The organism is Okeania sp. SIO2B9 (assembly GCF_010672505.1).
In the GTDB taxonomy this organism is placed as follows: domain Bacteria; phylum Cyanobacteriota; class Cyanobacteriia; order Cyanobacteriales; family Microcoleaceae; genus Okeania; species Okeania hirsuta.
Window position 1 is genome coordinate 1 of record NZ_JAAHGK010000932.1, and the last position, 3,118, is coordinate 3,118.

Annotated in this window: 1 protein-coding gene; it reads right to left on the minus strand. The window is 41.8% G+C overall.

Features of this window, described 5'->3' with window-relative positions; translation table 11 throughout:
- Positions 1–490 precede the first annotated feature (490 nt).
- Positions 491–3,118, minus strand: a 2,628-nt coding sequence (gene rpoB / locus F6K13_RS25620; protein WP_287288798.1) for a DNA-directed RNA polymerase subunit beta, incomplete at its 5' end; no start/stop codon positions are given.

Here is a 3,118-nt window from a genome sequence, read left to right on the forward strand (position 1 = left end):
TGGTAATTGGCTAAATTGAACAGATTTTTTGACAAAAAAGCCTTCTGGTCACAAGCTGACCACAAATAATGTGATTTGGTGATAACATGACGTTCAACTAGCTTCATACCTTAATTGTAGGTAATAACGACTCAATGGATAGACAACTGAAAAACTTACTCACTTTAGTTTTATAGCTATAGTTATGAGGAAGTTTGATTAACTTTAGAGAAGTTTTCGCTTTCTGTATTTACCCCATTTTTGGCAGTATAATTTTTACAAGTTAGTTAGTAAATTGGGCGTTGCATAAATGCGGGATGATTTTAATAGTTTTGTGTTTGGGGGCATCTTGCCCGTTCCTTATATTTTCACCCCAGGCAGGATGTCCACCCCACTTATATTCACCCTGCCCCTCAGTAATGCCGTAAATTGCAGTAGGAGTCAGGTTATGAGAAGAAATATCATCTAATTAACCTACCACCTACCACTTAAAACCTACTACCTAATTTACTTACTGGGGGTTTTCCTCTTGAGACAACGACTCATATACTGGACGAGAAGGCGCTCGCTTTCCTGGTATATCTGCCATCAAATCAACTTCCACATCCTGAGTCGTACCATCATCCATAGTTTCTACCTTGTGAGCTGCAATATCTAAACATAGAGACTGTAACTCTCGCATTAATACCTTGAAAGATTCAGGAGTACCAGGTCGTGGAATTGCTTTTCCTTTAACAATTGCATTCAACGCCTCATTCCGACCCTGCATATCATCGGATTTCACAGTCAATAATTCTTGCAAAGTATAAGCAGCACCAAAAGCTTCTAATGCCCATACTTCCATTTCTCCAAAACGCTGACCACCTTGTTGTGCCTTACCACCCAAAGGTTGCTGAGTCACTAGAGAATAAGGTCCTGTGGAACGAGCATGAATCTTATCATCAACTAAGTGAACCAGTTTCAACATATAAGCAATTCCCACAGTTACTGGACGGTCAAACTTTTCTCCAGTGCGTCCATCATAAACAGGAATTTTCCCGGCATAATTTTCATTAAATACCCAATCTTTACCAGAACGTTCCCTGGCCAATTCCAACATTCGATGTACCGTTTCCCTTGATTTTTCACGACCGTGCATCTCATCAAAAGGTACACACTTAAATCGCACATTCAAAACCTCACCTGCCCATCCTAGCAAGCACTCAAAAATCTGCCCCACATTCATCCTCGAAGGTACACCCAATGGATTTAACACTACATCTAATGGAGTACCATCGGGCAAATAAGGCATATCTTCAATAGGTAAAATCCGTGAAACAATACCCTTATTTCCATGTCGCCCTGCTACTTTATCTCCTACCTGAATCTTCCGCTTTTGAGCCACATAAACCCTGACCACCATATTTGCTCCAGGAGGCAATTCATCTCCTTTTTCCCTCGTAAATACTCGCACATCAACTATACGGCCTTTTTCACCATTCGGTACTCGGAGAGAATTATCTCGTACATCCCGTGCTTTTTCTCCAAAAATTGCCCGCAACAACTTTTCTTCAGGTGGTTGATCAGACTCTCCCTTGGGCGTCACTTTACCGACCAGAATATCTCCAGATTCTACCCAAGCACCAACTCGAATTATTCCTTGTTCATCTAAGTTTCGCAGACCATCTTCCCCTACATTAGGAATTTCTCTGGTAATTTCTTCAGGTCCTAATTTTGTCTGTCGGGCCTCAATCTCAAACTTTTCAATGTGAATAGATGTATAAACATCGTCATACACTAAACGTTGACTAATGAGAATTGCATCTTCGTAGTTATAACCTTCCCAAGGCATATAAGCCACCAAAATATTCTGCCCTAAAGCCAACTCAGCACCTTCAGTGGAGGAACCATCAGCTAATACTTGACCAGCTACTACTTGGTCTCCCTCATATACCAAAGGTCTTTGATTTAAGCAAGTATCTTGGTTAGACCTTTGATATTTACACAATGGGTAATCTATTTCATTACCTTCTGGATCGACCACAGATATTTTAGTTGAGTCTATAAAGCTAACTTCTCCATCTGTGCGGGTAATAACTACCATACCGGAGTCCCTGGCAGCTTGGGCTTCTAAACCTGTTCCAACTAGGGGTCTTTCTGGGCGCAACAATGGAACTGCTTGTCGTTGCATATTGGAACCCATCAATGCTCGGTTAGCATCATCATGTTCCAAAAATGGAATTAATGACGTAGCAACTGAAACTACTTGCACCGGAGAGACTGCTACATAGTCTACTTGTTGGGGACTGGTAGTAGTAAAGTCTTGTCGATAACGTACTGGTACAACTTCCCCTAAAATATTACCTTCTGCATCGGTCATAATGTCCCCTGGTGCTACCCGGGAATCATCTTCTGCGTCTGCTGTCATGTATATTGGCTTGCCCTCGCGCAGCACTCGACCATTTTCTACAGGATAATATGGTGTTTCGATGAATCCGTAGCCATTGACTTTAGCATGATTTGCTAAGGAACCAATTAAGCCAGCATTTGGCCCTTCTGGTGTCTCAATCGGACAAATTCGCCCGTAATGAGAAGGATGGATATCTCGTACAGCAAATCCTGCTCTTTCTCTAGTTAGTCCTCCTGGTCCTAAAGCTGATATTCGTCGTTTGTGAGTCAGCTCTGCCAATGGGTTTGTTTGGTCCATAAATTGGGACAACTGAGAGGAGCCGAAGAATTCTTTGATAGCTGCTACCAATGGTTTCGGGTTAACCAGTGATGCTGGTGTTAATGAGTCTGCCTCGGATACGGTCATCCGCTCTCGGATAATTCGCTCTAAACGATTTAAACCTACTCTTACTTGGTTTTGTAGAAGTTCTCCTACACTTCTCACCCGTCGGTTTCCTAAATGGTCAATATCATCTGTTTGACCAATGTCATATTCTAAATTAATTAGATAGTCAACTACGGCTAATATGTCTTCTTTGGTTAATACTCGTACTGTGTCTGGTAAGTTTAACCTGAGCTTTTTATTGAGCTTATATCTTCCTACCTTTCCTAGGTCATACCTTTTTTGGTCAAAGAATCGACTGTGGAGTAGTTGTTCCCCACCTGCAATAGTTGGTGGCTCTCCAGGGCGTAATTTCCGATATAGTTCTAA